This window comes from Pseudomonas sp. GM79, from assembly GCF_000282495.1.
Taxonomy (GTDB): domain Bacteria; phylum Pseudomonadota; class Gammaproteobacteria; order Pseudomonadales; family Pseudomonadaceae; genus Aquipseudomonas.
In genome coordinates this window covers 40,361-63,859 of sequence record NZ_AKJE01000111.1, presented here as the reverse complement: position 1 = coordinate 63,859, position 23,499 = coordinate 40,361, and the positions used below count along the sequence as shown (strand labels likewise).

The following is a 23,499-nucleotide window of genomic DNA, read 5'->3' as shown; positions in this document are numbered from 1 at the left end:
GGGTCACCACTAGGAGAGGAGGCGCCATGCCAACTATTACTCTTCCCGACGGCAGTCAACGTTCATTCGATCACCCGGTTTCCGTAGCCGAGGTCGCCGCATCCATTGGTGCCGGTCTGGCCAAGGCCACCGTGGCCGGCAAAGTCAATGGCAAGCTGGTCGACGCCAGCGACATCATCGATAGCGATTCCTCGCTGCAAATCATTACGCCAAAGGATGAAGAGGGGCTGGAGATCATTCGCCACTCTTGTGCCCACCTGGTGGGTCATGCGGTCAAGCAGCTGTACCCGACTGCGAAGATGGTCATCGGTCCGGTCATCGACGAAGGCTTCTATTACGACATCGCCTTCGAGCGTCCTTTCACTCCGGACGACCTGGCTGCGATCGAACAGCGTATGCAGCAGCTGATCGAAAAAGATTACGACGTGATCAAAAAAGTCACTCCGCGCGCCGAAGTGATCGAAGTGTTCAAGGCCCGCGGTGAAGACTACAAACTGCGTCTGGTCGAAGACATGCCGAACGAGCAGGCCATGGGTCTGTACTATCACGAAGAATACGTCGACATGTGCCGCGGTCCGCACGTGCCGAATACCCGCTTCCTGAAATCCTTCAAGCTGACCAAGCTGTCCGGCGCCTACTGGCGTGGCGATGCCAAGAACGAGCAATTGCAGCGCGTTTACGGCACCGCATGGGCGGACAAGAAGCAGCTGGCGGCTTACATCCAGCGCATCGAAGAAGCTGAAAAGCGCGATCACCGCAAGATCGGCAAGCGTCTGGGCCTGTTCCACACCCAGGAAGAGTCGCCGGGCATGGTGTTCTGGCACCCGAACGGCTGGACTTTGTACCAGGTGCTCGAGCAATACATGCGCAAGGTTCAGCGCGACAACGGCTATCTGGAGATCAAAACTCCACAAGTCGTTGACCGCAGCCTGTGGGAGAAATCCGGGCACTGGGCCAACTACGCCGACAACATGTTTACCACTCAGTCGGAAAACCGCGACTACGCCATCAAGCCGATGAACTGCCCGTGCCACGTGCAGGTTTTCAATCAGGGCCTGAAAAGCTACCGCGAGCTGCCGATGCGTCTGGCCGAGTTCGGTGCCTGCCACCGTAACGAGCCGTCGGGTGCACTGCACGGCATCATGCGCGTTCGTGCCTTCACTCAGGACGATGCTCACATCTTCTGTACTGAAGAGCAGATGCAGGCCGAATCCGCTGCGTTCATCAAGCTGACCATGGACGTCTATGCCGACTTCGGCTTCAAAGACGTCGAGATGAAGCTGTCCACTCGTCCGGAAAAACGCGTCGGTTCCGACGAGCTGTGGGATCGCGCCGAAGCTGCATTGGCTGCAGCCCTTGATAGCGCTGGCTTGCCGTACGATCTGCAGCCGGGCGAGGGTGCGTTCTACGGTCCGAAGATCGAGTTCTCGCTGAAAGATTGCCTCGGTCGCGTCTGGCAATGTGGTACCCTTCAGCTCGATTTTAACCTGCCTGTCCGTCTGGGAGCCGAATACGTCTCTGAAGACAACAGTCGCAAGCACCCGGTTATGTTGCACCGGGCGATCCTGGGCTCCTTCGAACGTTTCGTCGGAATCCTGATCGAGCACTACGAGGGTGCATTCCCCGCGTGGCTGGCTCCGACCCAGGCAGTGATCATGAATATCACTGATAAACAGGCTGATTTTGCCGCTGAGGTTGAAAAAACCCTCAATGAAAGCGGATTTCGTGCCAAGTCTGACTTGAGAAATGAAAAGATCGGCTTTAAAATCCGCGAGCATACTTTGCTCAAGGTTCCCTATCTCTTGGTAATCGGAGATCGGGAAGTCGAGATGCAGACTGTCGCTGTGCGTACTCGTGAAGGTGCTGACCTGGGCTCGATGCCCGTCGCCCAGTTCGCTGAGTTTCTCGCGCAAGCGGTTTCCCGGCGTGGTCGCCCAGATTCGGAGTAATTATTATTAAGCGTGAAATGAGACAAGATAAACGAGCTGCACCGAAAGCCCCGATCAACGAGAATATCTCGGCACGCGAGGTTCGGTTAATTGGAGCTGAAGGTGAACAGCTTGGGATTGTGTCAATTGAAGACGCGCTTCTTAAGGCTGAAGAGGCCAAACTGGATTTGGTGGAAATTTCCGCCGATGCAGTACCCCCTGTTTGCAAACTGATGGACTACGGCAAATCGATCTTCGAGAAGAAGAAGCAGATTGCCGCGGCCAAGAAAAACCAGAAGCAGATTCAGGTTAAAGAAATCAAGTTTCGTCCAGGGACGGAGGAAGGGGATTACCAGGTAAAACTGCGCAACCTGGTACGTTTCCTGAGTGATGGGGACAGGGCCAAGGTATCCTTGCGATTCCGCGGCCGTGAGATGGCCCACCAGGAGCTGGGGATGGAACTCCTCAAGCGAGTTGAAGGTGACTTGCTCGAGTACGGTTCGGTCGAACAGCATCCTAAGATGGAAGGACGCCAGCTGATCATGGTCATCGCCCCGAAAAAGAAGAAGTAATCAATAGGGCACGGCAGGCCTTCTGATTATGTTTATCAACTGAATGCGGAGTATCCGAACATGCCAAAAATGAAAACTAAAAGTGGTGCTGCTAAGCGGTTTTTGAAAACTGCTAACGGTATCAAGCACAAGCACGCTTTCAAGAGCCACATCCTGACTAAAATGTCGACCAAGCGTAAGCGTCAACTGCGCGGTAGCAGCTTGCTGCATCCGTCTGACGTGGCAAAAGTCGAGCGCATGCTGCGCCTTCGTTAATTTTAGTCAAGAATAGAGGAAGTAACTCATGGCTCGTGTAAAGCGTGGCGTCATTGCCCGTAAACGTCACAAAAAAATTCTGAAACTTGCTAAAGGCTACTACGGCGCTCGCTCGCGCGTATTCCGTGTTGCCAAGCAAGCGGTAATCAAGGCAGGCCAATACGCCTACCGTGACCGTCGTCAGAAAAAACGTCAGTTCCGCGCTCTGTGGATCGCTCGTATCAACGCTGGTGCACGTATCAACGGTCTGTCCTACAGCCGTTTCATCGCCGGCCTGAAAAAAGCGTCCATCGAGATCGACCGTAAGGTTCTGGCTGATCTGGCAGTGAACGAAAAAGCGGCGTTTGCTGCGATTGTCGAGAAAGCTAAAGCCACCTTGGCTTAAGTACCCCCGACAGTCACCCGGCCTCACCTCTGTGGGGCCAGGTGTTAAACGTCATAAATAGGGGAAGAGCCTTCAAGCTCTTCCCCTATTTTGTATCTGGAGTCTGTACATGGAAAACCTGGATGCGCTCGTCTCTCAAGCACTAGAGGCTGTGCAAAGCGCTGAAGATATCAATGCCCTGGAGCAAATCCGGGTTCACTACCTTGGCAAAAAGGGCGAATTGACTCAGGTGATGAAGACCCTGGGGAATTTGCCGGCAGAAGAGCGCCCGCAAGTCGGCGCGCTGATCAACGTTGCCAAGGAGCGTGTCACAGAGGTTCTCAATGCCCGCAAGGCACTGTTTGAAGAGGCCGACCTGGCTGCCAAACTGTCCGCCGAGTCCATTGACGTGACCCTGCCTGGCCGCGGTCAGACCTCCGGTGGTCTGCATCCGGTTACGCGCACTCTGGAACGTATCGAACAGTTCTTCACCCACATCGGCTACGGCATTGCCGAAGGCCCTGAGGTCGAAGACGACTATCACAACTTCGAAGCGCTCAACATCCCAGGCCATCACCCGGCCCGGTCGATGCATGACACCTTCTATTTCAATGCCAACATGTTGCTGCGCACCCATACCTCGCCGGTACAGGTCCGCACCATGGAATCGAAACAGCCGCCGATCCGCATCGTCTGCCCAGGCCGTGTGTACCGTAGCGACTCCGATATCACTCACTCCCCGATGTTCCACCAGGTCGAAGGCCTGCTGGTCGATCGCGATATCAATTTCGCCGACCTGAAAGGCACCATCGAAGAGTTCCTGCGCGTGTTCTTCGAAAAAGAACTGGCCGTGCGTTTCCGTCCTTCGTACTTCCCGTTCACCGAGCCATCCGCTGAAGTCGACATGGAATGCGTGATGTGCAGCGGTAAAGGTTGCCGTGTCTGCAAGCAGACTGGCTGGCTGGAAGTCATGGGCTGCGGCATGGTTCACCCGAACGTGCTGCGCATGTCCGGGATCGACCCGGAGGAGTTTTCGGGCTTTGCCTTCGGCATGGGCGTTGAGCGTCTGGCCATGCTGCGTTACGGCGTGAACGATTTGCGTCTGTTCTTCGACAACGACTTGCGGTTCCTCGCGCAATTTCGCTAGTCGTAACGAATTCTTAGGAGAGCAGGATGAAATTCAGTGAACAATGGCTGCGTGGCTGGGTAAGCCCGCAGGTAAGTCGCGACGAGCTGGTTGCTCGTCTGTCGATGGCCGGTCTTGAGGTCGATAGCGTTACGCCGGCCGCCGGTGAATTCAGTGGTGTGGTGGTGGGCGAGGTGCTGAGCACCGAGCAACACCCGGACGCCGACAAGTTGCGCGTTTGCCAGGTCAGCAATGGCTCGGAGACTTTCCAGGTCGTGTGCGGTGCACCAAACGTGCGCCCGGGCCTGAAGATCCCGTTCGCCATGATCGGTGCCGAACTGCCAGGCGACTTCAAGATCAAGAAGGCCAAGCTGCGTGGCGTTGAATCCAACGGCATGCTGTGCTCCCAGGCTGAGCTGCAGATTGGCGAAGGCAACGATGGCCTGATGGAATTGCCGGCCGATGCGCCGGTCGGTCAGGACATTCGTGAGTATCTGAGCCTGGATGACGCCAGCATCGAGGTCGACCTGACCCCGAACCGCGGCGACTGCCTGTCCCTGGCCGGTCTGGCTCGCGAAGTCGGCGCGCTTTACGCTGCCAACGTCGTACGCCCGACGATTGCCAGCGTTCCAGCGGTGCACGATGAAGTGCGTTCGATTGAAGTGCTGGCGCCGGCCGCGTGCCCGCGCTACCTGGGTCGCGTGATCCGTAACGTCGACCTGTCCAAGCCTACACCACTGTGGATGGTCGAGCGTCTGCGTCGTGCCGACGTGCGCAGCATCGACGCCGCCGTCGACATCACCAACTACGTGATGCTGGAACTGGGTCAGCCGCTGCACGCGTTTGATCTCGCCGAAATCAATGGCGGCATCCGCGTACGCATGGCCGAAGAAGGCGAGAAGCTGGTTCTGCTTGATGGTCAGGAAGTCAGCCTGCGTAGCGATACGCTGGTGATCGCCGACCACGCTCGCGCGCTGGCCATTGCTGGCGTGATGGGTGGCGAGCACAGCGGTGTGTCCGCGACTACTCGTGATGTATTCCTGGAAAGCGCGTTCTTCGACCAGATTGCCGTCGCTGGCAAGGCTCGTTCCTACGGCCTGCACACCGATGCCTCGCACCGCTACGAGCGTGGCGTGGACTGGAAGCTGGCCCGTGAAGCCATGGAGCGCGCCACTGGCCTGCTGCTGGAAATCACCGGTGGCGAAGCCGGTCCGATCATCGAAACCGTCAGCGAGCAGCACCTGCCGTCGATCGCGCCGATCACCCTGCGTGCCCAGCGCATCACCCAGATGCTGGGCATGGAAATGGATTCGGCCGAAGTCGAGCGTCTGCTCAGCGCTTTGGGCCTGACCATTACCGCCGATGGGGCAGGGCAGTGGCGCGTAGAAGTGCCAAGCTTCCGTTTCGATATCAGCCTGGAAGTCGACCTGATCGAAGAGCTGGCCCGTCTGTACGGTTACAACCGTCTGCCGGTTCGCTACCCGCAAGCCCGTCTGGCGCCGCAAGCCAAGGCCGAAGCGCGTAGCGATCTGCCTGAACTGCGTCGTTTGCTGGTGGCCCGTGGTTACCAGGAAGCGATCACTTACAGCTTCATCGATCCGAAACAATTCGAGTTGTTTAATCCGGGTGTCGAGCCGCTGCTGCTGGCTAACCCGATTTCCAACGACATGGCTGCCATGCGTTCGTCCCTGTGGCCTGGTCTGGTCAAGGCGCTTCAGCACAACCTGAACCGTCAGCAGGATCGCGTCCGTCTGTTCGAAAGCGGCCTGCGCTTCGTCGGTCAGCTGGAAGGCTTGAAGCAAGAGCCGATGCTGGCGGGTGTTGTTTGCGGTAGTCGTCTGCCGGAAGGCTGGGCACAAGGTCGCGATGTCGTGGATTTCTTCGACGTCAAAGCCGATGTGGAAGCGGTACTGGGCTTCGCCGGCGCACTGGATTCGTTCACTTTCGTGCCGGGCAAACACCCAGCATTGCACCCGGGTCAAACCGCGCGCATCGAACGTGAAGGCCGTTTGGTAGGTTTTGTTGGCGCGATCCACCCTGAATTGTCGAAAACCCTCGGTCTCGACCGTCCGGTCTTCGTATTCGAGCTGGTTCTGGCCGAAGTGGCGTTGGGCAAAATGCCTAAATTCCAGGAGTTATCGCGCTTTCCTGAAGTGCGTCGTGACCTTGCACTGCTGGCGGACAAAGACGTTGCGGCCACTGCCGTACTGGACGTAATCCGTGAAAATGCAGGTGAATGGCTGACAGACCTCAGGCTATTTGACGTGTATCAGGGTAAAGGCATTGATCCGCATAGAAAAAGCCTTGCAGTTGGCTTGACCTGGCAGCATCCATCGCGCACTCTTAATGACGATGAGGTGAATACCACGACGCAAAACATCCTCACCTCGCTCGAACAAAGGTTGAACGCCACGTTAAGGAAGTGACGTATGGGGGCTTTGACGAAAGCTGAGATGGCGGAACGTCTGTATGAAGAGCTGGGCCTGAACAAGCGGGAGGCCAAGGAATTGGTCGAACTGTTTTTTGAAGAAATCAGGCACGCTCTTGAAGACAACGAACAAGTCAAATTGTCCGGTTTCGGCAATTTTGACCTTCGGGACAAACGCCAGCGGCCTGGCCGCAATCCGAAAACGGGAGAAGAAATCCCGATCACGGCTCGCCGTGTGGTCACCTTTCGTCCAGGGCAGAAGTTGAAGGCCCGAGTTGAGGCTTATGCTGGAACCAAGTCATAACGACGAGCTACCCGTCATCCCGGGCAAACGCTACTTCACCATTGGTGAAGTCAGCGAGCTATGTGCCGTAAAACCGCACGTGCTGCGCTACTGGGAGCAGGAGTTTCCTCAACTCAACCCCGTCAAACGCCGCGGAAACCGCCGGTATTATCAGCGCCAGGACGTGCTGATGATCCGGCAGATCCGCGCGCTTCTTTACGATCAGGGGTTTACCATCGGCGGCGCACGCTTGCGTTTGTCCGGCGATGAAGCCAAAGACGACACCACCCAATACAAACAAATGATCCGCCAGATGATCGCCGAGCTTGAAGATGTTCTGGTGGTTCTCAAGAAATAAATTCCTGCTTTTAAATACTTCCAGTTTTCAAAAGCTTGCGATATATTCTTGAGCGTTCCTCGAGATGAGGGACAGATTCAACGCCTAGTCGGGGCGTAGCGCAGTCCGGTAGCGCACTAGCATGGGGTGCTAGGGGTCGAGTGTTCGAATCACTCCGTCCCGACCATATAATTCAGTAACTTAGCCGAACTCTAGCCAGTTCGGCTTTTTTACGCGTAGGGACTTTTGCGGGGGATCATCCCGTTTTCCTCCTCAAGATGGTCAGTGCCGGTCCTCGCGAATCGGTGGCTGACACTTTGTTTGCCGCGTCAATCAAATGCCCAAGCTCTGCAGTAGAATAGTGGCTCGTAATGCTACCGTGCTTGTGCCCAAGTAATGCCTTTCGATCCTCTTCGGTAATGCCCGCAGCACGCAGTCTTCTGCCAAAGGTGTGCTTCAGGTCATGAACCCTGATCGAGCGGAATCCAGGGTGCGCTGGCGACTTATGCTCCTTTTCCCACTTCGCCGCCGCTCGTATCCTGGCCTTCTTCCAGGCCGTGTCATTCATCCGGTGAATCGCTGTCGGTCCAAACTGATCTGGTTGCCCATACGGGAAAACCAAATCGGGATGCAGGCCGCGCTGACCGTCAATCACTGACATCGCTACCCTGTTCAGCACCACCAGCCTTTCATCGCCGTTTTTCACTCCCGCCTTGTCATGCCGACCGCCAAACCCTGGCGGAATCAGAAACACGCTCGTTTCCAGCTCCGACACCCGTATCTCCCATTCCCACCGCAATTTGCAAACTTCCTGCTCCCGGCATCCTGTGTTCACTTTGTAGAGGGCCATCCTCAGCAGGTGATCAGGGATTTCCGCGAACAGGATGGATTGCTCTTCCCAGGACAATGGATAGGGCTTCCTGCTCGACCGCTTTTCCTCCAGCATCGAGATCATCGGCACGCTATCAAGCCACGGCCGCTTTTCTGCATCTCGCCACTTCCTGTGACACAGGTTCAATATCCTGACAACTCGCTGCAGGGCGATGTTCACCGTCCTGTTCGAAACGCCCGGCTTCTCCTTTCCGGTCGCCGTCTTGGTGGGTTTTTGCCGATCCCGCTTGAAGGCAGAAAGCGTCCCGTCATCAATGTGCGTGATTGGCAAGTCGCCGATGTACGGATCCAGCTGTTCAATGTGGGAAGCGGACAGGGCAATTGACGGCTGATCCTTGAACTCGACCAGAAACTTGGTGGCGGCCTCGCGCCAAGTTCGCACCTGGCGCACGCCGTATACTTGTTCCTGCCTGAGCTTTTCCAATCGGTGAATCAGGTACTGCTCCGCTTCTTCCCTCTCGCTTGTTCCAGTGCTTTCTTGAAGTCGCTGACCTCGGACGACTTTGTCGATGTGCCAAATGCCGTTCCTCTCGTAGAGGCCGGACATGGTTTTTCGCGCCATTTATTAACTCCTTGGCGCCCACTGCGGGGCTGATTGTTGTCCTGACTGGCCGCTTTTTCAATTGCCATGGATTCGATGTAGCTGTCTGCCCACTGGTCGAGCTCGATCCGGTCGAAGCCGATACCCTGTTTCCCGATCGGGAATTCCCGGACATTGGGCCGTACCGTTTTGTTGAATTCATCCCGGCACATGCCGAGGTAGCCGTAAGCCTCGCCGGCGCGAATGAAGCGCGGGAGTATGGGCGTGACCTGGGCCGCGCTTCGATTTGACATAGAGATTCCTCGCCCGCCGTTCGCCGGCAGGCGTTGTGGTTTAATAAAAAAATTCTTAGGGAGAGGCTGCTATGGAAAAGGCGTTTCGAAATCCATTGTTTCTGACAGGGCTACCGCTGGCTGTATGTGGTTTTGTCATTACCGCGCCTGGATTGTGGATTCCAGGCTTGGTTTTAATGGTGTGCGGATGGGCGAAGGGGAAGAAACAAGTCTGATCCCATCACCGTGGCCCCTTGTAGCAGTACACGTAGGCGAACCAGGCGAGGGCTATCATGGCGCCACCTTCTTGAATGATATCGCCCAGACCCAGGGGTTGCCGTTCCAGTCTCCACCAGTCGATTCCCACAGGTGTATGAATGCCGATCGAGCACCGCCGCGCTTGCTTGTGTGGTGGTCGCCGTCGGCGGTGTACATGTCATTTACCTCTGGGTTCGAGTAGATACCTTCGGCGAGTGACTGCTTGTCGTCGATATCCCAAAGGCGCTCCACCCGAACGTCGGTGATCTCCAGCAGGATGCGGCTCGCCCAGCGGGGCATGTGGATGCTCGGGCGCCAGGCACCCTCATGCAAAAGGCCGTCTGTCTTTGGCTTCCAGGCTGCTGTGTCGGGAACTTCCCAAAGGCCGTAATCACCCTGAGTGCAGCTCGCCCTGTAAATCTTGGCTGCGGACTGCTCATCACCTTTTTGCAGGTTGTCGTTCCAGTCGACGCAGACGCCATCTTCATTGCCGAGCAGGGCGAAGGTCTCGCGCACCCACAGCCGATCGCCGCGCTTTCCGAAAGGGCAAAGCCCATAGAGCGCCAGCTCCTCGGCGCACGCATGTTCGGTGGAACCTGAAACATTGAAGCCATACCGACCGGGCTGTGCCTCAGCGGTGTAATGCCCTGCATCTGTTCTGCGCGGTATTTGTTTTTCACCAACCAGCCGGCGAGTGACTGTTTTATTTCCAGAAAGGATTCCGCTCACCATTGGCCCATTGAACAGGATAGGGCGCTCTTTGGGGATGCCGAATGTTGAAGGCTTTGGCGGCTTGGCCATCTGCGCCAGACAGCGCTTGCAGGTGACCTTCTCGCGGTCACTGGTGCCATTCCATTCGGCATCTGAATCTTCGTTGAGGCTACAGGCCGACAATGCGGACCACTCACCGTCCATGTTCGAGCCTGAGCTGATTGTGAGGTGCAATTTTTTGGTCATGGCGACACCCGCCGGCCCCAGATGCAAACAGGGCCGTCCTCGGCGTCGTGAATTGACAGGATGAACCAACCAGGTTCAGCGGGGTGCTGAATTGCCCATGCCGAGCAGTTAACCTGGCCGTCATCCATGTAGGCGTCGAACACCTCGACGGGCACGTCGCCCTCCATGTAGGTGATCTTCGTTTCCACCTGGTGGCGCTTGCACCAGTCGCTGAACTGCTCTTCGGTAATTTCGTCGTCGAACTCCGAGAGGTATTCAGGGTGCGACCACCAACCGTTCGCATCGCGATGGACCGGTAGAGGCTCGATCAAAACAGTTTCTTCAAGCATGACTGTTCCTTTGCCGCTATAGCGGCTGACTTTGAAGGGGGAGGGAGTGAGCAAAAGGAATGGTGTTGCTTGTGTATTGAGGTAGCCGATGGCTGCGTTGGTGCAGCCATCGGCTTGTGTACATCACGCGCTTGTCACAGCGCTCGATTTAGAAATGCCAGTACCCCCAGTAATAGAAGAAGCCAGCCACAACGACGGAAAAGAAGATTCCAGCACAGAAGTGCTCCCTTTTTTCCCGGTCTGAAACGGTTTTGCAGCACTCACATTTTTTACTCATAGAGACAGCACCTACTCACGTTGATATGAATCTAGAAATGATTCACATGTATTAATAGTGGGAAGGCAGTGCCCCTTTTCTGGGGGTATTCTTCGACCGTTCGTCGGGTTTCTATAAAATTTATGCTGCCTGATGAACCGCGACCGCTGCGCGCCACGGGTCGTTGGCACGCGCCAGTGCTGCCATAGGCGGCGGGCTGACGCTGTTACCGCACATGTGCACCTGTTGGGTTTTGGTGAATGGCTTGCCGTCGGCGCCATGGCTGATGATGTAGTCGGCGGGGAAGCCCTGAGCCTTGTACAGTTCGACTGGTTGCAGCATCCGCAAGCAGATGTCGATAATCACGTACGGCGTGCCTTTGATCGTCACAGTGACTAAGCCAAGACGGTCCTTGGTGGTGATGGTCGGTGCTGGTTCGCCGGCGCCGCTCACGTTCTCGGTGCCGTAATAGCTGATCAGGAATGCCGCGACCCGCAGCGCGCCGGCTTCAACCTCTGGCGAGAGCTGAAACTCGACCAGCGAGCTTTTGCCACCGCCACCCGCCGTGATGGTCGGTGCTGGCTCATCAACGGCCTGGCCAACGCTGGCGCCGAACTGGCGTTCCATGAAGGCAGTGACCAGTCCGTGGTGAGTGCCGCCGGCGCTAATGGTGTGCAGCGGATCATTGGTGTCCCGTGCATCGCAGTTGCCACGCAGATGTACTAGGTTCGCCGTCACCAGCTGCTGCTGGCTGCCGGTGTTGGTTACCGTGGTCATCGGGTCGTCGATGCTCTTGGCGTCGGTGGTGTTGAAGCCGCCGTTCATCTGAGCCATGAACACCGTCGAGATGCCCATTGCGTGGGCTGCGCCGGCCGGGCGCTGGTAGTTGCCGCCGCTGGTGATGGTTGGCAGGGGCTCGTTGAGTGCCTTGCCTTCATCTGCAAACCGGAACTTCACTAGGTGCGCCGCGGCGAGCGCATGCTTAACACCGCCGGCAACTACTGTACCCAGCGGCTGATCAAGTCCAGGCACGCGCGGCTCTTGACCGACCCGCTCGCCATATCCGGTTTGGATCAGGGTCGGACTAATCATCATCAATTCGCCGCGGTTGGCGCTTGTGACTGTCGGCAGTGGCTCCGCCGGATCGTTTACGCGATCACTGCCCTGATGCGTGGCTGGCGCGATGATCGGGCTGGCCATGGCGAACGAACCACCGCGTGGCCAAGACGTAACGGTCCGCAACGGATCGTGTGCTGACTGGACGCTTTCACCGGACCAGTTCGCGATCGGTACGATGAACGGGTCAGCGGCATCAATGACGAACTTCTTCATGCCCTTGGCGATTCGGCGCAGGGTGGCGGGTGCCAGCGGCTTGAGCCGGTCGAAAATGCTTTTGTTCGGAATCGTCCAGTCGATGCACTCGGCGGCGGTGCGCCATTTTTTCTGTCCATTGGATGGGTTCTTCGCGTGGGTTGGCTCAGGCCAGACAATCGGCTGACCATCGCAGCGGGCGATCATGAACAGCCGCTCCCGGCTGGTCGGCGCACCGAAGTCGCAGGCCTTGATCACTCGCCATTCAACGGCGTAACCCAGACGCTGCAGCTCGGCGACGAACACGGACCATGTCTGGCCGCGGCGTGCCGGGTCGGGCACCAGAAACTGCTGGCTGACCGGGACGACCTCGCCAGTTGCGGCAACACCGCCGCCCAGTTTCACGACCCGGCCGGTAGTCTTGCAGCGTTTGGCTATCAGCGGCCCCCACTGGAGGATCTGCTTCACGTTCTCCAGGCTGATGACGCGGGGCTTCTTCTTGCCGGCCCACTTCAGGCCGATCCACGACAGGTTGCGAATCTCACGCTTGCGCGGCTGTCCGCCGGCGGCCTGGCTGTGGTGCGTGCAGTCCGGCGACATGTGGAACCAGCCAACGGCCTTGCCCCCGCACTCGGTATCCGGATCACCCTCGAACACATCGGTGGTGTAGTGCACAGCGCCTGGGTGGTTGACGGTGTGCATGCTGATCGCCTGAGGGCTGTGGTTCTTTGCAACATTCACCGCGCGGCCCAGGCCCATTTCCAACCCGGTACCGGCACCACCACCACCGCAGAAGAAGTCGACAACGATCTCATCATCCTGAGTGCTGAAGCCGAGTCCGTATTGAGTTTTGAAATCGAAGGGGTGTTTCTTCTGTTGTGCGGCCATAGGAGATCCTCGCCGGCTGGCGTGATTCGTTGAAGTGGGGTATTTGTGTTCGGCCCGGCATGGGGCTGTTAGCGAACAAAATCTGAGATTTCAGCAAGCGCGGAGTCGATAGCTTCGGCTGCCTCGCCGGCAGTCATATCGCCGTGGTCCTTTAAGAGGTCGTGAACTCGCTGAATGCATTCCTGCATGTCGTCGGCCGCCGATCCTTCTTCTGCCGCTTCCTCCAGCTGCTCTTCAAGTCCGGCGACTTCTTGCTTCAGCGTTTCTATCTCGCTGAGATAGGTCCCTCGAAACGATATCGACCTCCTCGCCATCTCAGCCTGGGCGTCTTCGTCGATTCCAGCGTAATGAATGAGCTCTTCATCGGTGAGAGCTGAGACAGGGAGACCCATTGACTTTCTCCAGTCAGGCGCCGCCCTCCGTGACCGGTGGTGGCAATTTGGTTTGGATTGGGGTATTACGGGGGACCGGCATGGGGCCGGTTTCGCCGGGGAAAAAATAATGCACGGAAGAACTTACACTCACGACAATACTAACGGGGCAACCGTCCGTTTAATTTGTGAGGTGTGTAAAATTGATCAAAAGCACGCTGTTATAAAGTCCGTGAGAAGAACCGATGAGCATGATCACGAAACCGCAATAACTGAGTACGAAATAGTTCAATGTTTGAATTGTGATGAGCTTTCTTTTCGTAAAGAATATTCAGATTCCGAAACGTATTATTACGATCATGAGTCTGATGAAAATGTTCATGACTTCACTGTGGATGTTTACCCAAGTAGAACGGCAGGTAGGTTTAAATTAAAAGGAATATTTTTTCTGCCGCCTCTGGTACGTGCAGCCTATGAAGAACTCATACAGGCTCTGAATGGCGGACAGAAGATATTGGCGGGTCTTGGTGTGCGGGTTCTTATCGAGATGATTTGCAAAGATAAGAGCGCCGAGGGAGGGAACTTATACAAAAAGATCGATGATCTCGTTCGAATGGGAGTTTTAACTCCCGCAGGATGTGAGATCCTCCATAAGCTTCGCTCAATGGGCAACGATTCTGCGCACGAGGCGCGGCCTAGCTCATCAGATCAACTCAGCTTGGCAATGGATGTTGTGGATAATTTGCTAGATAGCGTTTATATCCATCCTAAAATGGCCGCTACAGTTTTCCCTGTGAAGGATCAGGTGTAATGATCATGTCACTTGGGTCCGCCATGATTTCGGCCATGCTCTTCTCGTAAAATGCTCGCGACACCTTTTCCGGAATCTCATAAGGTGTCGTGACATTCCGCAGCATCCAAGCCTGGGTTTCGAAGTCCGCAGCGATCAGGTTGATCAGCAGGCGCTGGTGAATGTCTTGCTGGTTGTTGATGCCGTGTGCGGCCATGACCCGCTTGAGGTAAGGCTTGAACACGCCAGCCACTTCAACTGTAAACTTCTCGACGCCCAATGCGGCGTCCCTCGCTGCTGCCTTCTCGCGCTTCCTGCGTTGCTTCTTGGCTTCCGCCGTCAGCTCCTGTTCTTCGGCCATGACCTACCTCTTCAATTCCGCTGGCCGGCAAGTCCAGCCAGGTCTGTCGGCGGCGCTGGCGCACCTGGTTGCTGATTCGTCTCATGCGGCGACCTTCACCTGATGCCAGATACCGGCCGCATAAAACAACTTCGCGGCCTGCGCCTCTTCAAGCGATACCTCTGCGGGAACTGCGATCCATCCAGACGCAACCAGGTGATTCAGGTTGCAGCTGTTTCGCAGTTCCAGGTAGTAATGCTCGATGGCATCTGTCAGGCGCTCCACTTTGTAGATGCCCTCCGGCGATATCTCCACCGACTTGACGTACTCGACGCCGCGCTCGTCTCGACACATGGCGCCGATGTAGATCGTCCAGCGGTAGGAGAAGTCGAAGAGGGCGTTGGCAATCGCCAAACTCCGGATCTGCCGGCAGCTTTTCCAGTTCGCCATGATCTGCGCGCCGCTCGGATCGATGTTTACGACCGCAACGTGGTTGGTTCGGAGCAGCGCCCGACAGCTGCGTTCAGCGCGGGCGAAGCCGTTGTTGGGCTTCCGCTTGCTCATAATGCCTCCGCGAGTTTCCGCAGCGCCTTGCGCTCAGCCGCAGTGATGGCCGGGCGGCGACGCTTGAGTACCGTTTCAGGATCGATTTTTGTGGAGCGCTCAGCCGGTGGTGGATTGATTTGAGCGGGCTCCGATCTGGAGAAGCACCCGCCCGCGGCTAAGTGCTGTTCGACTTGGCTGGAAAGCTCCCGCGCTTTCTCGCGCCGGAACTCGATGTCGTATTTAAGGTTGCTGATCATGATCAAGCTCCTAAGCGATGGGCCTGCGCCCTGGCCTTGTCCGCGACCTCATCAACCATGCGATTCAGTTCCAGGTTGAACTGGACCAGCTCTTTGTGCAGGTTGGCGATGTAGTCTTCGTCGCGGTGAATCGTCTCGATGTAGAGCTGACACTCTTCATCTTGGCGAGAATCGAACGAAAGAAAGTCCCACCATTTCCGGCCCGTAACGAACATGCAGCCTTGGACCTGCGGCATGTGTTCCTCCGGCATTCCTTCGAGCCAAGTCCTGACGTGTATCGCCTCGTTGAATGGACACTTCGACTCGGTGCCCCCGTCATCGTTGATCAGGCCGTCTGGCGAGCAGCCGAGCCAGTCGTACTTCGGGTGGACGATGAACTCTGACGGTATGACGATGTTGCCGGTCAGCATCTCGTAGGCGTCCTGAGCCTTCTGTTCTTCGGTGTGACCCCACTTCATGGAAGCACTACTGACGTTGTGCTTGGACTTCTTTGCCAGTCGCTCGAAGCACAGTTCGCGCATGTATGAGGTGCGCGCACCCATAGGCTCGCGCTTCCCATTCTTGTCAGGCTTCCCCCAGGCAAGCACATCTTTAAACCGGCTGGCTGTCACTCGGCCAGATCGGTCTGCTTGCCACTTTTCAGTGCCCTGAAGTTCCGTTCTCACTACGCTGCTTCCTCGGCCTGAGACAGGTCGTCGTTGGTGCCAGTTATTTCGGTGAAGTCGCCATCAACAGTTGCCGCCATGGCCTTTAGCGCTTCATGGCATTCAAGGCCGATTGCTGCGCGCTGCTTAGGTTTGAGACCTGCCCAGGCTGTCGCATAGGCTTCGATGTCCTGACGCTTCGCTACGACCAAAAGGTCTGCAAATACTCCGTCGATTTCCGGCGATGGGGATTTCGGGCCGAACGACACACCAGCAGCGGCCGCAGTGTTTGCCGCCTGCTTCACAGGGGTGATATCGATTTCGCCGCCGTACGAGTCTTCGAACTCGTCGGGCGTATAGACGCCGAGGATGACGTCAGGGCAGAAGAGTCGCGCCCATTTTTTTGTCACCAGGTAGGCAATCTGCTGCTTGGGGTCTTCCGCCCAAAGCGTAGAGTTCCGCGTGCGGACCTGGGTGAGCAGTAGCTCCAGAACGCGCGGCTCGTCTTCGCCTTTGAAGGTTGCCCAAACTTTAATCCCGAGACCTTTCTCATCGTCAAAGCTCCAGCCCGGAACCCGGTACTTTTTGAACTCGCCAGTGTCCTCGTCCTTCTTGGTCTTGCTGGTGACTTCGCGCATCTTCCCGATGACGTTTTCCCAGCTGCCGAACCACTCGAAGTTCAGGCGACCCTTGACTGGTGCCTTGGCGGTGATCACTGCGTTGACGAGCTGCGCCTCGTAGCTCAGGGCGCCGCCGTTGACGATGAACGTCTTCTGCGCAACAGCGAAAGGGTTCATCTGCCACTGCATTGCTTGTAGCACTACCGCCATGCAGTCAGCTTGATTGCCCTTCAGATGCTTGGGGACTGTTGTCACGCCCTTCGACATCATCAGCGCGAGGTCGCTCATCGACTTCATGGTGCCTGGATCGAGAATGAGCGCTGCTGCGTTGTGCGATGGATCGTGGTACGTGGCGAGGCCGGTTGGTGCTTGGGTGTCTGAATCGTTCATTGCGCTCTCCGTGGCCGACAAGGAGTGAGTCGACCTTTAGATGGAAAGGGTGGTTAGAAACGGATGGCTTGAAGCCAAGCGCGAGCAGTGCCGAGGTCCACGTCGAAGCCTAGGGCTACCACCTCGACAATGTCGTCAACCGATGGCGCGGTCGTGGTCACATCGTCCGATTCAGAGGCGACCGCATGTGTGCAGATGGGGGCGATTTCAACCTTCTCTGCAACCAGAGCCGGAGTCACGGCAGTTAGTGGTGCCGGTGCGGCAGCTTGTGCGCGCAGGCGAGCCAGTTCTTCCTGGTCGCGTTGGTTCTGCTCGTCCTTTAGGCGCTGAGCGTCTTGATCGCGCTGCAGTTGCTCGCGCTGCCGGTTCAATTCTGCTTGCTGATCTGCAATGCGCTGGCGATCTTCTGCTGCGATCCGTTGGCGTTCCTTCTCCGCGTTCTCATCGGCGATGCGCTGCTTCTCGCGCAGCTCATCAAGTTCTTTCTGTTGGGCCAGCAGCTTGGCGGCAGCCTCTTCTCGTTCAACGGCAGACCTGTGTAGCGTTTCAAGCTGCTCAATAGCGTTGTCGCGAGCGATGGTGCCTTCAGCTTCGAACTCAGCATATTCTTCGGGCAGAATCACCGACTCCTTGACGCTTTGCAGGACGCTTGCGACATCAGCAGCGCTGCGGCTTGCATATGCAGCAGCGACAGAACTAAAGCGGGTAATCTTCGTCCGGATAGCTTCGACACGTTTAGCCTCGACACGCTCGCGCTCGGCTTTGGCGTCAGCTACGCGTTTTTCTTCGGCCTTGATTGCTTCGTCAACAGGCGCCTCGATTGCCAAGACTCGATCCTTCAGGGCCTCGCCGAATTCCTTAACCTGGTTGACGCGAGCCTGGGCATCTTTGACTTTCTGTTGATATGGAACGAGCGCCGTCTTGGTGGTGTTCGCCAGGGCGTAGCGCACGTCGCGGATATCAACGCGAACTTCCTTCGCATTCGCCAAACCTTCGCTGGTCGAGCAGTCAACGACCAGCTTCGCGTAAGTGGTCTCCAGACGAACGATCTGTTCCTCGTGCGGCCGATATTCGGCGATGTCGGTGACGGCAACCGCAGGAACTACAGATTTTTGTACGTCGTCGGTTTCGCTCATTTCGAGCGATTCTTGTGCTTGTTTAGTATTTGCGGACATGACAGTTCCTTGCGGCGCGGTGCGCAGCTTTGAAGGTGTGGGTTATTGAGTGAGCTGGCCGGAGTAGGAGCTTGCCAGCATCCAGGCGGTGAAGAAGAGTAGGGCGATGGCTGAGCCTCGCCAGAACCAAAAGCGCTTTGCGCGCTGATAGGAAGTCATGGCCGAACCCTCACCGCGATCCGGCCGCCTTTCATGGTTGCCGCCAGACGGCGTGGCAGGCTGGCGACCAAAGCTTCGCGAGACTTGCCAATCACCTCGTTGAATGGCAGGCCGAAACCCAGCAGGACCAGCTTCGATTCGATCTCGTCGAGCTGCTCGTCGATTAGTGATTTAACCGGTGGGGTCGTCATGCTGCTGCTCCCTGCTTGTTCGACTCGTTATAGGAGGAGTAGATCTGATCGATGCGCGCCCGGTAGTGGCGCTGCTCGGCGTCGTCGATCACGCGCAGCAGGTATGCCAACGTGATTACTGATGTCGCAGCTGAACTGGCGTTTGGCTTGCCGAGGTCGCGGATCATGTTGTCTATCTCACCTTCGATCCAGGTGACCGCCGTATCGTGGTCGCGTTGTTGAGTGCTCACGCTGCGCCTCCTTTTGGCGGACACACCATTTCCATTTGAGCCATGGTTGCGGTAATGCGCCGCCTCAGGCTTTTGCGCTCTTCGATTGCGCGAACGGCACGATCAGCCAGCGCCTGAGTGCGCATCTGTTCGGAGGCTTCATAGTCGTGGAACTCGTCGGGCTTCGCTTTCTTCTCGCGACCCCAAGCGTCGTAGCGCCTATCCCACTCTCGGGCTTGTGCACCGTCTGCATAGCTGGTTGCCATGGTCGCCTCCAGAGTGGCGGGTTAAGCGACTTTCGCTTCGCCGATGAAGTTGTCGATGACCGCCTGACCCTGGTCCTGCACATCGAGGAACAAAATGTTCGCCGGGGGAAAGATGTCGACACGGCCGTCCGGATACTCGACGATCGCCACGGTGTAGTTTCCAAAGCCGGTATCAGCTTCAATCGTGTCTACACCCCAGTGATGAAACAGCGCTTTACCAGCGCTCTTGAAGCCGGAGCAGGAATTGCCGATTCGAGTCATTACTGGGCGCATCGCAAATACCTCTGTGGTTGATCCAACAAAACTCGGCTGCACTCATCCGTTCCGCTGGTTGCCGTTGGGCGCGGAGGGGAGTGCATGCGGGTGGTGTCGGGAGGAGGGTGCAGCCGGCCCGATCAGGCCAGCCGGAATTTCTCTTCGGGGAAGTCCCTTTCGAACTCCTCGAGGATCCTGCCCGCAAGTTCCGGGCATTTGCGCGGAAGGGCGTGGTCGCGATTGTCAGTCGTTTCCAATTTCTTCCCGATGAAGCAAAAGACGTATGCCCAGCCTTTGTCCATTTGGACTTGAAGCTTTTCCATGTGTCGGCTCCGATATGGGATGCGGGGCCCAGGCCCGCGACTGGCGACGGCCTGGGTTTGCAGCATCAAGTTGTCTTCGTGCGCTGGGGTGGCCTACCGGAAACCCGGCCGATGCGCGGTAGCATCGACGGCCTACTGTCCGCTGCCTGTATGGGTGTTGGGCGCAGCCTTCAGGCTTGCTGTGCCACGCGGGTGAATCGTTCAGCTACTTCATGGCAAAACCTCCGTAACGAAGGGCAACTGCCGAGCATTCCTCGGTAGTTGGTTGCGATGCAGGTGGGCGGTTATAGGCCGCAGTTTCGTCCGCATCGGAGAGTGATCGAAACACCAGGGCGCAACCCCTGCTTGTTTCCCGCCGCGTTTATAGTGTTGGCCGTCTCGCTCATACCGGCTCAGGACATTTCCGGGGCTTTGCGATCCTAGCGCTGCAGCCCGCTTGGGCACGCTTCGATCACTCTCCGATGCGGCCTGGTGCTGGGGAGTACCAGGTGCTCGGGATGCAGATGGCCGAATAAGGCCGCTACGTCTATTTGTTGAATGCCTCAGCTCCCGCTGGTCCAAGGCCACGTCCGCTTTCATCCACATCCTTCTGCCCACTCATTGAATGGGCAGAGGCGATGCTCAGTCGTAAATGCCGTAGCTGAACTCGTCTTCGTCGCAATCGACGAGGATCTTTGAAGAGCCGAAGTAGAGTGCGGCGACCATCTTTTCGAACTCAGAACGGAATTTCAGGGTTTGGCTGATCTTCTCGTTGTCGATCTTCGCGGCGTACACCGATCCGACCTCGAGACCCTTTTCGTCTCGGTCTTTCCCGTGGCGGTCGAAGCTGATGTGGATCGCGTTGTCGAGCAGGTATTCGCTGCGCTCAGAGCTTCTGGAGTAGGTCGTAATCCCGTGATCCTTGGGTTTCTTATCGAAGTAGATGTGCAGGCCGCCGTAGTCGGATGCTTGGAAGCGGATGTCGGGGGCCTCCCAGTGTTCTTCTGCAGCGGACTCTTTGTGGTCCTCTACAAAAGCCTCCAGGAGAGCCTGCAAACTGATCACTTCAGGCATCGCGTCTTTGTTCAGAACCTCATCGATCTGCTTCTGCGCCAAGCGCACCATGTCAGCCTCGACGCCGCTGTTTTCCCACTTTTCTTTCAGCGCAGCGGCGATCATGGCGTTGTAGCGGGTCAGCTCAAATATTTCGGTCAAATTGGCTGGCAGAGCGGCCTTGATCGCTTCCTCGACCTGCTTGCCCATGTCGCCGTAACGGCCGAAGCAGTTGTCTATCACGCTGGCGAACATCTTCTTAACGTGTTCGTCGATGATTTCGACCGGCTTTTCGCTGGATGCGAATGCGGTGACGCGCTCAGCGAGAAGCTGTTGAAGTGTTTTATCGCTCATTAGGTGCTCCGTGCTTATTCGGTTGATTTCCCGTCTGGCCCTGTCGCCAAGGCCAGCCAGTGAAATCTGTTGTCTCCACCACGCGCATCGTCGGATTCATATCTCTGGCCGTCGTCGCACATTTCGTGTTCGGTGCTGGTACGGCTGGCTTGCGTGGTTTCGCGTACTCACATCTGGTGAGCACGGCCAGTTCCAGAGCTGGCTTGGCATCAACTATTTTTTGCTCGCACTTACCGGCTGAAACCCGGGGTAGTCGATGGCGAGGATCCTGAGCTGTTAAAGAGCGGCGGATCTCTCGACCCTTCGCAGCTGGTCCCGATGTGGGGACTGGGTTGCGATGGATTGAAATATAAGTGCGCTTATTTTATTCGTCAATAAGCGTGCTTATATATTTTAACGGAGGCGATAAAAAACCCGCTCGTAGGCGGGTCCTTTCACGCTTCGCAGTACTGTCGCCATCCGATCCTGACGGCGCCGCCGTCCAGGTGCTCAATGCGCACGCCGCTCGTTTCTTCGATGTCTTGGATTACCTGACGCCAAGCCTCTGGGCTTTCATCATCGTTGCGGGCGACGGTGACAACTTGGATCTTCTGAACGCCTGGCGCGGCTATCAGACGCTGGATGCGCCGACCAACCAATTCATATGAGTCTCTGGCATGCGAAGCGGGTGACGCGATTTTTGACATGGAAAAGCTCCTTGCTATAACTGTATGCATGTACAGTATTGTTCCTGCCATATTTTGGCAAGAAACATTGGCCTATTTGTTTCGGTAGCCGGGGGCTTGCGAGCTTTTCTCCAGGCACAAAAAAGCCCGCGCTTGGCGGGCTCTATTCAGATTCTTTTATTCGTTCATGGCGCACGGCCACCATTGGTCGCCCAGAGTGCCATCATACTGAACGGCCCTGTAACCTGACCCATAGATCACCACTAGGGGCTCCAATGAGAGAGGCACAGCGAAGACTGGCCATGACAGCTTGGCGCGAGCTATTCACACTGGCCGGAAGCCAAATGGACGCAGAGGTTAAGTACTTCGGTCTGTTGAGGCGGGCTGACGCTATGCAACGCGCCGACCTTATCACCAGCGACGAGTGGATAAAGCTTGTCCAGCAGGCGGGGGCATTGCTTGCCAGCACCGCAGAGTGCATGGGCGGGCCAGGGTAGGGTAGAACGAAAAAGCCCGGCGCTAGGCCGGGCTCTTTATGCACGTGGCCAAATCCCTTTGGCTGACTGCATTGTGCTTGGTAGGTGTGACGAAGGCATGACAGGCAGATACGAAAAGCCCTGTGCTGAGCCGGGCTATCGAAGGTGATGCCTCACCTTCTCTCTGAATGTGTCTAGGTCGGTAATATCTGGTACGAAGTCATTTGCAGCCTTAAGCAGTCGGACGCTGTCCTGCTTAGGAAGTCCTGTGAAATCACTGCAAACAATGATCGAGGTGAAAGGCTCGCCCACTTGCTTCAGATGCAGAAGAGTAATCGTTGTGATGCGAGCCTTATCTTTGCCATTTACTCCGAACAGGTAGACGGGGCGCCCCTCGGAGTGAATCTTGTAGTCGACCATGTATGCTGGGCCATCAGGGATGTCTGGAATATACCCCTCTTCATACGATCCGGCAGGTAGAGTGGATTTGATCGCCTCGCGTAGGTCGTCATAGAAAGTAGATCCGACTCTGGACCACGACCACAGCGCCATATCTTCGATGCGAGACAGACCTTGAGTTATGTCGAAAAGTCCTCTGACCATCTTGTCAGCAGGGACTTCAAGGTATATTTCACCTTCATCTTCGGCCAGTCCTGATTCTGACAAAATGCTCTGATATAGCTTGGCCCTTGAGCCGGAGTAAAATTTAGATATGTCATTCTCGTAGCTGAGCCGCATCATCGTGGTGCCAGCATCTGAGATGCGCCAGCCGCCAGCGATGCGAGACAGATACGCAGTGAATTGGTCCCCATCTCTCGCGACCATTGGAAGCGCGACGGCAATCATTTCCCCGCAGGCGCGCACGGCGACATCGTCGCAGAACGCGGAGCATAGAGATTTGCGAATGTCTGCCAGGTCACTCATCGAAGAAGCCTAAAGTGGTTTGCTGCCAGGTCCCGACATCCGGGTGCTTCGTATTAGGTCGGCCCAACCCTGACACATTGCAGTCTAACAGAAGGGCATCAAATGCTCCTTCGAGATCAGTGTAGGCATCAGATGCAACTGCGTAATGCTCAGGTTTCCTGCCGACTCGAATGTATCGCTCAGTAGCCCGGTGAATGTGCGGTGTGAAGTCTACCTTTTCGCCGCCCTCAAGAGGGTTGGAGTGCGCATGACAGCTCCCGTTGTAGCGTGCCAAGGTTACTGCATCTCCATTGGGCAGCCTCAACAAAATGCCGCAAGAAAAGCTGTGCGGTATCTTTTTGTTTTGGCGCAAATAAATTTCGAAATCAGCGCCGTCATCTGAGGTGACTTCGTAATTCTTTTGCTTGCATCCTGGGTAGTCTTTCCACCGTGCGCCAGGGTTGGCGATGGTCTTCTGGCATGTAAGCAGATTCGTAATTTTTTCATCTGTTAGCGTGGCAATCACTGCAGAATCCT

30 protein-coding genes and 1 tRNA gene are annotated in these 23,499 nt (G+C 56.6%); 10 read left to right on the top strand and 21 right to left on the bottom strand.

The features are described from left to right. Positions 1–26: 26 nt before the first annotated feature. From thrS to PMI36_RS02525, 9 genes are all read left to right on the top strand, one after another. A complete protein-coding gene (gene thrS, locus PMI36_RS02490) occupies positions 27–1,949 on the top strand; it encodes a threonine--tRNA ligase (protein WP_008007259.1) in 1,923 nt (640 codons plus the stop codon). Beyond that, positions 1,949–2,500, top strand: coding sequence for a translation initiation factor IF-3 (gene infC, locus PMI36_RS0130010; RefSeq protein WP_172435341.1), 552 nt, complete (start codon positions 1,949–1,951; stop codon positions 2,498–2,500). The genes thrS and infC overlap by 1 nt, the downstream gene beginning before the upstream one ends. Before the next feature lie 60 nt (positions 2,501–2,560). Further along, positions 2,561–2,755 carry a 50S ribosomal protein L35 gene (gene rpmI, locus PMI36_RS02495; RefSeq protein WP_002553160.1) on the top strand — a complete coding sequence of 65 codons (195 nt, stop codon included), beginning with the start codon at positions 2,561–2,563 and terminating at the stop codon, positions 2,753–2,755. Between the two features lie 28 nt (positions 2,756–2,783). Further along, positions 2,784–3,140, top strand: a complete 357-nt coding sequence (gene rplT / locus PMI36_RS02500) for a 50S ribosomal protein L20 (protein WP_007905879.1) — start codon at positions 2,784–2,786, stop codon at positions 3,138–3,140. Between the two features lie 109 nt (positions 3,141–3,249). Continuing rightward, complete coding sequence (gene pheS, locus PMI36_RS02505; RefSeq protein ID WP_007905876.1) at positions 3,250–4,266, top strand: phenylalanine--tRNA ligase subunit alpha; 1,017 nt, start codon at positions 3,250–3,252, stop codon at positions 4,264–4,266. Between the two features lie 26 nt (positions 4,267–4,292). Then, positions 4,293–6,671: a phenylalanine--tRNA ligase subunit beta gene (gene pheT / locus PMI36_RS02510; protein ID WP_008075865.1), complete on the top strand. Its 2,379-nt coding sequence runs from the start codon at positions 4,293–4,295 to the stop codon at positions 6,669–6,671. Positions 6,672–6,674: 3 nt separating this feature from the next. After that, on the top strand, positions 6,675–6,977 hold the full coding sequence (gene ihfA / locus PMI36_RS02515) for an integration host factor subunit alpha (protein WP_002553164.1): 303 nt from the start codon (positions 6,675–6,677) through the stop codon (positions 6,975–6,977). Next, positions 6,958–7,314, top strand: coding sequence for a MerR family transcriptional regulator (locus PMI36_RS02520; RefSeq protein WP_003179985.1), 357 nt, complete (start codon positions 6,958–6,960; stop codon positions 7,312–7,314). The genes ihfA and PMI36_RS02520 overlap by 20 nt, the downstream gene beginning before the upstream one ends. Before the next feature lie 89 nt (positions 7,315–7,403). After that, a tRNA-Pro gene (locus tag PMI36_RS02525) sits at positions 7,404–7,480 on the top strand. 69 nt (positions 7,481–7,549) lie between these two features. Here the strand turns inward: PMI36_RS02525 and PMI36_RS02530 are convergent. The 6 genes from PMI36_RS02530 to PMI36_RS02550 form a co-directional block, all read right to left on the bottom strand. Next, positions 7,550–8,731, bottom strand: a complete 1,182-nt coding sequence (locus PMI36_RS02530; RefSeq protein ID WP_238543607.1) for a tyrosine-type recombinase/integrase — start codon at positions 8,729–8,731, stop codon at positions 7,550–7,552. Beyond that, entirely contained in the window at positions 8,617–9,018 is a 402-nt protein-coding gene (locus PMI36_RS32185; RefSeq protein WP_238543605.1) for a hypothetical protein, read from the bottom strand. Before PMI36_RS32185 ends, PMI36_RS02530 begins: the two co-directional genes overlap by 115 nt. A gap of 270 nt (positions 9,019–9,288) precedes the next feature. Then, positions 9,289–10,212, bottom strand: a complete 924-nt coding sequence (locus PMI36_RS02535) for a morphogenetic protein (protein ID WP_202949520.1) — start codon at positions 10,210–10,212, stop codon at positions 9,289–9,291. Further along, positions 10,209–10,541, bottom strand: a complete 333-nt coding sequence (locus PMI36_RS02540; protein WP_008075862.1) for a hypothetical protein — start codon at positions 10,539–10,541, stop codon at positions 10,209–10,211. Before PMI36_RS02540 ends, PMI36_RS02535 begins: the two co-directional genes overlap by 4 nt. A gap of 397 nt (positions 10,542–10,938) precedes the next feature. Next, complete coding sequence (locus tag PMI36_RS02545) at positions 10,939–12,996, bottom strand: DNA cytosine methyltransferase (RefSeq protein WP_008075861.1); 2,058 nt, start codon at positions 12,994–12,996, stop codon at positions 10,939–10,941. A 68-nt stretch (positions 12,997–13,064) separates the two neighbouring features. Then, on the bottom strand, positions 13,065–13,388 hold the full coding sequence (locus tag PMI36_RS02550) for a hypothetical protein (protein WP_008075860.1): 324 nt from the start codon (positions 13,386–13,388) through the stop codon (positions 13,065–13,067). A 109-nt stretch (positions 13,389–13,497) separates the two neighbouring features. On the opposite strand from PMI36_RS02550, the gene PMI36_RS31085 reads away from it, so the two are divergent. Beyond that, positions 13,498–14,178 (top strand): DUF4145 domain-containing protein, encoded by a 681-nt coding sequence (locus PMI36_RS31085; RefSeq protein ID WP_008075852.1) that lies wholly within the window; start codon positions 13,498–13,500, stop codon positions 14,176–14,178. Here the strand turns inward: PMI36_RS31085 and PMI36_RS02555 are convergent. The 15 genes from PMI36_RS02555 to PMI36_RS0129995 all read right to left on the bottom strand — a co-directional run bounded on the left by PMI36_RS02555 (position 14,147) and on the right by PMI36_RS0129995 (position 23,488). Continuing rightward, on the bottom strand, positions 14,147–14,518 hold the full coding sequence (locus PMI36_RS02555) for a hypothetical protein (protein ID WP_008075850.1): 372 nt from the start codon (positions 14,516–14,518) through the stop codon (positions 14,147–14,149). The two genes, PMI36_RS31085 and PMI36_RS02555, sit on opposite strands and share 32 nt — an antisense overlap. Positions 14,519–14,599: 81 nt before the next feature. Continuing rightward, on the bottom strand, positions 14,600–15,061 hold the full coding sequence (locus tag PMI36_RS02560) for a hypothetical protein (RefSeq protein ID WP_008075848.1): 462 nt from the start codon (positions 15,059–15,061) through the stop codon (positions 14,600–14,602). After that, entirely contained in the window at positions 15,058–15,300 is a 243-nt protein-coding gene (locus PMI36_RS02565; protein WP_008075847.1) for a hypothetical protein, read from the bottom strand. The genes PMI36_RS02560 and PMI36_RS02565 overlap by 4 nt, the downstream gene beginning before the upstream one ends. Positions 15,301–15,302: 2 nt before the next feature. Further along, complete coding sequence (locus tag PMI36_RS02570; protein ID WP_032830727.1) at positions 15,303–15,965, bottom strand: lambda exonuclease family protein; 663 nt, start codon at positions 15,963–15,965, stop codon at positions 15,303–15,305. Next, positions 15,965–16,954 (bottom strand): RecT family recombinase, encoded by a 990-nt coding sequence (locus tag PMI36_RS02575; RefSeq protein ID WP_008075838.1) that lies wholly within the window; start codon positions 16,952–16,954, stop codon positions 15,965–15,967. The genes PMI36_RS02570 and PMI36_RS02575 overlap by 1 nt, the downstream gene beginning before the upstream one ends. Positions 16,955–17,007: 53 nt before the next feature. After that, positions 17,008–18,129 (bottom strand): hypothetical protein, encoded by a 1,122-nt coding sequence (locus tag PMI36_RS02580; RefSeq protein WP_008075836.1) that lies wholly within the window; start codon positions 18,127–18,129, stop codon positions 17,008–17,010. Between the two features lie 155 nt (positions 18,130–18,284). Continuing rightward, positions 18,285–18,479 (bottom strand): hypothetical protein, encoded by a 195-nt coding sequence (locus tag PMI36_RS02585; RefSeq protein ID WP_008075831.1) that lies wholly within the window; start codon positions 18,477–18,479, stop codon positions 18,285–18,287. Continuing rightward, positions 18,476–18,709, bottom strand: a complete 234-nt coding sequence (locus tag PMI36_RS02590) for a hypothetical protein (protein WP_008075829.1) — start codon at positions 18,707–18,709, stop codon at positions 18,476–18,478. Before PMI36_RS02590 ends, PMI36_RS02585 begins: the two co-directional genes overlap by 4 nt. Further along, positions 18,706–18,954, bottom strand: coding sequence for a hypothetical protein (locus PMI36_RS02595; protein WP_008075827.1), 249 nt, complete (start codon positions 18,952–18,954; stop codon positions 18,706–18,708). The genes PMI36_RS02590 and PMI36_RS02595 overlap by 4 nt, the downstream gene beginning before the upstream one ends. 21 nt (positions 18,955–18,975) lie before the next feature. After that, the gene (locus tag PMI36_RS0130000) at positions 18,976–19,227 is read right to left on the bottom strand and encodes a hypothetical protein (RefSeq protein ID WP_008075825.1); all 252 of its coding nucleotides are present in this window, start codon (positions 19,225–19,227) and stop codon (positions 18,976–18,978) included. Between the two features lie 122 nt (positions 19,228–19,349). Further along, complete coding sequence (locus PMI36_RS02600) at positions 19,350–19,532, bottom strand: hypothetical protein (protein WP_008075824.1); 183 nt, start codon at positions 19,530–19,532, stop codon at positions 19,350–19,352. Between the two features lie 621 nt (positions 19,533–20,153). Next, complete coding sequence (locus PMI36_RS02605; RefSeq protein WP_008075823.1) at positions 20,154–20,918, bottom strand: hypothetical protein; 765 nt, start codon at positions 20,916–20,918, stop codon at positions 20,154–20,156. 434 nt (positions 20,919–21,352) lie between these two features. Next, a complete protein-coding gene (locus PMI36_RS31080) occupies positions 21,353–21,604 on the bottom strand; it encodes a DUF1654 domain-containing protein (RefSeq protein WP_008075822.1) in 252 nt (83 codons plus the stop codon). A 611-nt stretch (positions 21,605–22,215) separates the two neighbouring features. Next, positions 22,216–22,983: a DUF1828 domain-containing protein gene (locus PMI36_RS02615; protein WP_008075818.1), complete on the bottom strand. Its 768-nt coding sequence runs from the start codon at positions 22,981–22,983 to the stop codon at positions 22,216–22,218. Further along, positions 22,976–23,488: a hypothetical protein gene (locus PMI36_RS0129995; protein WP_008075817.1), complete on the bottom strand. Its 513-nt coding sequence runs from the start codon at positions 23,486–23,488 to the stop codon at positions 22,976–22,978. Before PMI36_RS0129995 ends, PMI36_RS02615 begins: the two co-directional genes overlap by 8 nt. Positions 23,489–23,499: the final 11 nt, after the last annotated feature.

Coding starts and splice junctions, on each gene's coding strand:
- thrS (WP_008007259.1), top strand. CDS start 27: ATGCCAACTATTACTCTTCCCGACGGCAGTCAACGTTCATTCGATCAC.
- rpmI (WP_002553160.1), top strand. CDS start 2,561: ATGCCAAAAATGAAAACTAAAAGTGGTGCTGCTAAGCGGTTTTTGAAA.
- rplT (WP_007905879.1), top strand. CDS start 2,784: ATGGCTCGTGTAAAGCGTGGCGTCATTGCCCGTAAACGTCACAAAAAA.
- pheS (WP_007905876.1), top strand. CDS start 3,250: ATGGAAAACCTGGATGCGCTCGTCTCTCAAGCACTAGAGGCTGTGCAA.
- pheT (WP_008075865.1), top strand. CDS start 4,293: ATGAAATTCAGTGAACAATGGCTGCGTGGCTGGGTAAGCCCGCAGGTA.
- ihfA (WP_002553164.1), top strand. CDS start 6,675: ATGGGGGCTTTGACGAAAGCTGAGATGGCGGAACGTCTGTATGAAGAG.
- PMI36_RS02520 (WP_003179985.1), top strand. CDS start 6,958: ATGCTGGAACCAAGTCATAACGACGAGCTACCCGTCATCCCGGGCAAA.
- PMI36_RS02530 (WP_238543607.1), bottom strand. CDS start 8,731: ATGTCCGGCCTCTACGAGAGGAACGGCATTTGGCACATCGACAAAGTC.
- PMI36_RS32185 (WP_238543605.1), bottom strand. CDS start 9,018: ATGTCAAATCGAAGCGCGGCCCAGGTCACGCCCATACTCCCGCGCTTC.
- PMI36_RS02535 (WP_202949520.1), bottom strand. CDS start 10,212: ATGACCAAAAAATTGCACCTCACAATCAGCTCAGGCTCGAACATGGAC.
- PMI36_RS02540 (WP_008075862.1), bottom strand. CDS start 10,541: ATGCTTGAAGAAACTGTTTTGATCGAGCCTCTACCGGTCCATCGCGAT.
- PMI36_RS02545 (WP_008075861.1), bottom strand. CDS start 12,996: ATGGCCGCACAACAGAAGAAACACCCCTTCGATTTCAAAACTCAATAC.
- PMI36_RS02550 (WP_008075860.1), bottom strand. CDS start 13,388: ATGGGTCTCCCTGTCTCAGCTCTCACCGATGAAGAGCTCATTCATTAC.
- PMI36_RS31085 (WP_008075852.1), top strand. CDS start 13,498: ATGCACGGAAGAACTTACACTCACGACAATACTAACGGGGCAACCGTC.
- PMI36_RS02555 (WP_008075850.1), bottom strand. CDS start 14,518: ATGGCCGAAGAACAGGAGCTGACGGCGGAAGCCAAGAAGCAACGCAGG.
- PMI36_RS02560 (WP_008075848.1), bottom strand. CDS start 15,061: ATGAGCAAGCGGAAGCCCAACAACGGCTTCGCCCGCGCTGAACGCAGC.
- PMI36_RS02565 (WP_008075847.1), bottom strand. CDS start 15,300: ATGATCAGCAACCTTAAATACGACATCGAGTTCCGGCGCGAGAAAGCG.
- PMI36_RS02575 (WP_008075838.1), bottom strand. CDS start 16,954: ATGAACGATTCAGACACCCAAGCACCAACCGGCCTCGCCACGTACCAC.
- PMI36_RS02580 (WP_008075836.1), bottom strand. CDS start 18,129: ATGTCCGCAAATACTAAACAAGCACAAGAATCGCTCGAAATGAGCGAA.
- PMI36_RS02585 (WP_008075831.1), bottom strand. CDS start 18,479: ATGACGACCCCACCGGTTAAATCACTAATCGACGAGCAGCTCGACGAG.
- PMI36_RS02595 (WP_008075827.1), bottom strand. CDS start 18,954: ATGGCAACCAGCTATGCAGACGGTGCACAAGCCCGAGAGTGGGATAGG.
- PMI36_RS0130000 (WP_008075825.1), bottom strand. CDS start 19,227: ATGCGCCCAGTAATGACTCGAATCGGCAATTCCTGCTCCGGCTTCAAG.
- PMI36_RS02600 (WP_008075824.1), bottom strand. CDS start 19,532: ATGGAAAAGCTTCAAGTCCAAATGGACAAAGGCTGGGCATACGTCTTT.
- PMI36_RS02605 (WP_008075823.1), bottom strand. CDS start 20,918: ATGAGCGATAAAACACTTCAACAGCTTCTCGCTGAGCGCGTCACCGCA.
- PMI36_RS31080 (WP_008075822.1), bottom strand. CDS start 21,604: ATGTCAAAAATCGCGTCACCCGCTTCGCATGCCAGAGACTCATATGAA.
- PMI36_RS02615 (WP_008075818.1), bottom strand. CDS start 22,983: ATGAGTGACCTGGCAGACATTCGCAAATCTCTATGCTCCGCGTTCTGC.